At 63.6% G+C, this 6,260-nt stretch carries 1 protein-coding gene; it reads right to left on the bottom strand.

What is annotated here, in order from left to right:
* A partial coding sequence (locus GVN17_RS29365; protein ID WP_166598773.1) for a non-ribosomal peptide synthetase occupies nucleotides 1-6,260 on the bottom strand: 6,260 nt, incomplete at both ends.

The raw sequence follows: 6,260 nt of genomic DNA, 5'->3' as shown, positions 1-6,260 counted from the left end.
GCGTCGTGGGAGATCAGCAGCTTCACGCCGCCGTCTTCCAGCATGTAGCGCAAACGTTCGGTCGGGTAATCCGGGTCGAGCGGAATGTACGCGCCCCCCGCTTTCAGCACCGCCATGAACGACACCCACAAATCGACCCCGCGCTCCATGGCAATCGCCACCCGCACTTCGGTGCCGATGCCGCGAGCCCGCAAGGCGTGAGCCAGTTGGTTAGCGCGGCGGTCGAACTCGGCGAAGGTCAAGCGCTGTTCGCCGTGGACCAGCGCAATCGCCTCGGGACGCAAGCGGGCGTGGTTGGCAATCAACTCGTGAATAGGCCGATCCACGTATGGCGAGAACGGCGGCGTGTTCCATTGATCCAGCGCCGCGAGGTCGGCCTCACTGAGCAACGGCAGATCGCCGATGGCGGTGTCCGGCGCGGCGCATACGGCGTTCAGCACGGTCAACAGTTGGTCGTACAGACGCGCCACCGTGGAGGCGTCGAACAGATCGGTGGCGTAATCAAGGTAGCCGCTGAGGCGGCCGTCCTGGTGTTCGAAGGTGCCGAGCACCAGGTCGAACTGCGCATCCTTGATGTCCCACTGTTGCGCTTCAATGCTCAGGCTATCGAATTGCAGGCGCGACAGGTCCGGCTGTTGCTGATGGTTGTAGCTCACCTGGAACAATGGGTTGACGCTCAGGCTGCGCGCCGGTTGCAGCGCTTCCACCAATTGCTCGAACGGCAGGTCCTGATGGGCATGAGCACCCAGCAGATTGTCCTTCACTTGGGCCAACAATTGGGTAAACGGCTGATCGCCGCTGACCTGCGCCCGCAGCACCAGGGTGTTGACGAAGAAGCCGATCAGGCCTTGGGTGTGCAGGTCAGCACGCCCCGCCACCGGCACGCCGATGCGCAAGTCGCGCTGGCCGCTGAGGCGATACAGCAACGTGTCGAACGACGCCAGAAACAGCATGAACAGCGTCGCATCCTGCGCCTTGGCCGTGCGCCGCAGCCGGTCGGCAAGGTCCTGCGGCAAGACGAAGGCGTGACGCCCGCCCTTGCCGTCGCGCTCGACAGGGCGGGAACGGTCAGACGGCAATTCCAGAACCGGCTGCTCGTCGCCCAATGCTTCGCGCCACCAGCTCAATTGCCGCTCACGCTCACGACCGCTCAGGCAGTCCCGCTGCCAGGCGGCGTAGTCGGCGTATTGAATCGTCAGGGTCGGCAATTGCGCATCGATGCCTTGGGAGAACGCACGGTACAGCTGCGCGAAGTCGTCGAGCATGACCTGCACCGACCAGCCATCGGAGATGATGTGGTGCATGCACAGCAGCAGGCGCCATTGATCATCGGCCACCCGCGCCAGCCCTACACGCCAGGGCGCGACATCGGCGTCGAGATTGAACGGTTGGTTCATGAAGGCCTGGGCCAGCTCGGCGAAATCGGCCTCCGGCTGCGCACTGTCCCGCAAGTCATGGCGCGCGATCTGCACGGGACCGACCGGCAGAATGCGCTGCAACGGCACGCCCTGCTCTCCCGGCGCGAAGCAGGTGCGCAAGCTTTCGTGACGGGCCGCCAGCCCATTGAAGCTGCGCTGCAAGGCGTCGACCTTCAGCGTGCCGCTCAGGTTGAGCACGCACGGCAGGTTGTACGCGGTGCTCTCCGGCTCCAGTTGCGCGAGGAACCACAGCCGCTGTTGCGCGAACGACTGCGGCGCAAACTCACGCTCGACCCGGGGCAACAACACAGGCATGGCCGCGTGCTCGGCGCGGGTGTTGAGGAACTGCGCGAGATCGACCAACACCGGCGACTCGAACAGCGCCCGCAATGGCAACTCCAGCATGAGGTCGCGCCGGATCTGTGCCACCAATTGGATGGCCAGCAACGAGTGCCCGCCAAGTTCGAAGAAGTTGTCCCGACGCCCGATATGCGGGATGCCGAGCAAGTCTTGCCACAGTTCCGCCAGTGCGCTTTCGACGCCCTCCAGTGGGGCTTCGAAGGCGCGTTGTTGCAGCTGCGGTTCGGGCAAAGCTTTACGATCCAGCTTGCCGTTGGCCGAGAGCGGGAATTTTTCCAGCGTGACCAGATGGGCCGGGACCATGTAGTCCGGCAGGCGTTGTTTCAGCTGGGTGCGCAAGTGTTCTTCATCGAACACATCCGCAACGAGGTAGCCCACGAGTTGCGTACCGGTGGCGAGCTGACGGGCAATCACGACCGCTTCGCTGATCGCCGGATGGTCCAGCAACGCCGCTTCAATCTCGCCGATCTCGACCCGCAGGCCACGCAGTTTGATCTGGTGGTCGAGGCGTCCCAGGTATTCAACCGCGCCGTCCGCTCGCCAGCGCGCCAGGTCGCCGGTGCGGTACAGACGCTCGCCGTTGCCGAACGGGCTGGCGACGAAACGCTCGGCGGTCAGGCCGGGACGTTGGTGATAACCACGGGCCAGGCCGGTGCCGCCGATGTACAGCTCGCCCGGCACGCCGATGGGTTGCGGATTGAGGCGGCTGTCGAGGATGTGAATGTGCAAGTTGGCAATCGGGCGGCCAATCGGCACCGACGCGCCCGGCTCGTTCACGCAAGTCCAATGAGTCACGTCGATGGCCGCTTCGGTCGGGCCGTAGAGGTTGAACAGGCCCGCATTGGGCAGACGTTGCAGGGTTTCCCGCGACAGATCGGCAGGCAAAGCCTCGCCGGAGCAGACGATGCGTTTCAGCGAAGTGCAGCCGGAGAGGTCTTCTTGAGCCATGAACGCAGCGAGCATCGACGGGACGAAGTGCAGCGTGGTGATCGTGTGCTGTTCGATCAGAGCAGTGAGCAACGCAGGATCGCGATGATCACCGGGCTGGGCCATGACCAAACGCGCACCAACCATCAGCGGCCAGAAGAACTCCCACACCGAGACGTCAAAGCTGAAGGGTGTTTTTTGCAGCACGGCGTCAGAGGCCTCCAAGCCGTACGCGTCCTGCATCCACGCCAGACGATTGAACAGCGCCGCATGGGTGTTGCCCGCGCCCTTCGGTTGGCCGGTCGAACCGGAGGTGTAAATCATGTTCGCCAACTGCTCGGGGTGAATCTCCACAACCGGCGCGGTGACCGGCTGTTGAGCCACATCAAGCCGATCCAGATTCAGCACCTGCAAGCCTTCCACAACAGGCAGCTCGTCGATCATCGCATCGTGGCTCAGCAACAAGCCAATCCCCGCGTCTTCCAGCATGTAGCGCAGGCGATCCGCCGGGTACTCAGGGTCCAGCGGCACATACGCAGCCCCCGCCTTCACCACCGCGTACAACGCAATAACCATTTCCACCGAGCGCAACGCCGCCACGCCGACCAGCGATTCACGCCCTACGCCCTGCCCTCGCAGGTAATGAGCGAGTTGGTTGGCACGCTGATCCAGTTGCTGATACGTCAGCACCTGTTCTCCACAGCGCAAGGCTTCACGTTCAGGGTGCAACTGCGCCAAACGCTCGAATTCACGATGCACAACCCACGATTCGGCACCCCAATCTCGCGCCGTATCGTTCACCGCAATCAGCCGTTCACGGTCCTGCGCATCCAGCAGTTCAACATCGCCAATCGCCGCCTCGGGCCGCGCCAGCAACCCCTCAAACAGCTGCACAAAACGCTGATGCAAACGCTCGACGCTGCCGTGATCAAACAGGTCCGTTGCGTAATTCCACGACCCACCCAACGAACCGTCCACGTCCTCCCAGGTGTTCAGCGCCAGGTCGAACTGGCTGCTGCCATCGTCCAGCGGCAGCACCTCGGCGGACAGGCCCGGCAGACCGGCGAGCGGCTCGAAGTCCCGTTGCTGATGGTCGTACGCCACCTGGAACAGCGGGTTGTGGCTCAGGCTGCGGTCCGGTTGCAGCGCTTCCACCAGTTGCTCGAACGGCAGGTCCTGATGGGCCTGGGCACCGAGGGTCGTCGCCTTGGCCAGCGCCAACACGTCGTGGAACGTCAGTTCGGCAGACACTTCGGCACGCAGCACCTGGGTGCTGACGAAGAAGCCGATCAGCCCTTCCATTTCCAGTCGCGAACGCCCGGCAATCGGCACGCCGATGCGCAGGTCGTTCTGCCCGCTCAGACGGTGCAACAGCACTTGATAGGCCGACAGAATCGCCATGAACGGCGTGACGCCCTCAGCCTTGGCGAACGTGCGCAGTCGCTGGCTGAACGCGGCATCGAAGCCGAACAGCAGGCGATCACCCTGATAACTTTGCTGCGCCGGACGCGGCCGGTCGGTGGGCAATTCCAGCACCGGGTGCTCGTCACCCAGCTGCTGTGTCCAGTACGCCAGTTGGCGCTCGCCCACACCCGCTGCCAGCCACTCGCGTTGCCAGACCGCAAAGTCTGCATATTGCACGGGCAACGGCGCCAGATTCGGCGAACGGTTTTCCAGCGCAGCACGGTACAGCTCGCTGAATTCCTGCAACAGCACGTGAACCGACCAACCGTCAGAGATCATGTGGTGCAGGCACAGCAGCAGCCGCTGTTCATCCGCCGCCACCCGCACCAGCGCCAGACGCCAGACCGGGCTGTGCGAAAGGTCAAAGGGGCGTTTGACGAAGGTCTGCGCCAGTTTGTTGAATGCGGTTTCGACATCGGCCTCGTGGCGGATGTCCAGACGTTCGATCTGCACCGCACTCGCCGGTTCGATCTGCTGCAACGGCACGCCGTCCCCCGCGACGAACCGGGTGCGCAGCACTTCATGACGTGCCGCCAGCCCATCGAACGCCGACTGCAATGCGTCCTCGTTCAGGTCGCCACGCAGGCGCACGGCGCCCGGCAAGTTGTAGGCGTGGCCGCCCGGTTGCAATTGATCGAGGAACCACAGCCGCTGTTGCGAGAAGGACTGCACGGCACGGGTCGCATGACGCGAGGTCAGCGCCAGTTGCTTACCCGGTTGTTCAATCTGCGCGATGCGCAGGGCGAAATCCGCCAGACGCGGCGCGTCGAACAACGCCCGCAGCGGCACGCTCAGGTCGTGTTCATGGCGCAAGCGCGAGATCAGTTGCATCGCCAGCAGCGAGTGGCCACCGAGTTCGAAGAAGTGATCGTTGCGGCCCACGGCTTCAATGCCCAACAGCGCTTGCCACGACGCGGCGAGCTGCTGTTCCAGCGAGCCTTGCGGCGCCTGATAGTCGCTGGAACTGACCTGCGGGTCCGGCAGCGCGTTGCGGTCGAGCTTGCCGTTGGGCAGTTGCGGCAGGCGCGCCATGACGATGATGTGCGCCGGAATCATGTACTCCGGCAGGGTCACTTTCAGTTGCTGTTTGATCTGCTCGTCGTTCAGGTCGTTGCCGGCCACATCACCGCCGACATAGCCCAGCAGCTGTTTGCCGCTCGCCCCGTCACGGACGATGACCAACGCCTCGCGCACACCCTCGCAACCCTTCAACGCCGCCTCGATTTCACCGGCTTCGATGCGGAATCCGCGAATCTTGATCTGGTGATCGATGCGGCCCAGATACTCCAACAGCCCTTCGCTGTTCAGACGCACGCGGTCGCCGCTGCGGTAAATGCGTTCACCGGCGCGGAACGGGTGCGGCAGGAAGCGCTCAGCCGTGGCCCCCGGACGGTCCAGATAGCCCCGTGCGACAGCGCCGCCGAGAAACAGCTCACCGGCGATGCCTTGGGGCAGCGGGTTCAAATCCGCGTCCATCACGTAACCCTGGCGGTCACCGACCAGATCACCAATCGGCGCGTAGGCCGTGGTGAAGTCTGCCGTTTTAGAAGACGCCAGCCACAACGTCGGCGTAACCACGGTTTCGGTCGGGCCGTAGCCGTTGATGATCCACAGCGGCTGCAAATTGCGAATCACGTCATGGAGCATTTCGCGGCTGAACGCTTCACCGGCGAAGCAATAGGTTTTCACCCCCGGCCCCTTGCCCTGCAAACCGGCCCAGTCGGAGAGCTGGCGCAGATAACTCGGCGGGAACGAGGCCACGGTGATGCCTTCGCGAATCAGCGTGTCGTAGGTCTGCTCGACGCTCCACAGTTCCTGGTCGCGCAAGACCACACGAGCGCCGTAACACATCGGCATCATCCAGCCTTCGTGGGCGCCGTCGAAGCTGATCGACAGGAAGTGGAATTTCCGGTCTTCGGCGGTGAAGCGGTAGCGCTCACCGATGGTCTGGATGTGCATCGAAATATCAGCGTGGGCGATGGCCGCGCCTTTGGGTTTGCCGGTCGAGCCCGAGGTGTAGATCAGGTACGCCAGCTGTTGCGGATGAATCGTGACGTTTGGCGCCGTTTCTGGCTCAGCCGAAACATCGAG

This window comes from Pseudomonas sp. SLFW (assembly GCF_009905615.1).
GTDB classification, from domain to species: domain Bacteria; phylum Pseudomonadota; class Gammaproteobacteria; order Pseudomonadales; family Pseudomonadaceae; genus Aquipseudomonas; species Aquipseudomonas bambusae.
The sequence above is the reverse complement of the archived record's forward strand: the minus strand, read 5'-3'. Positions and strand labels throughout refer to the sequence as shown.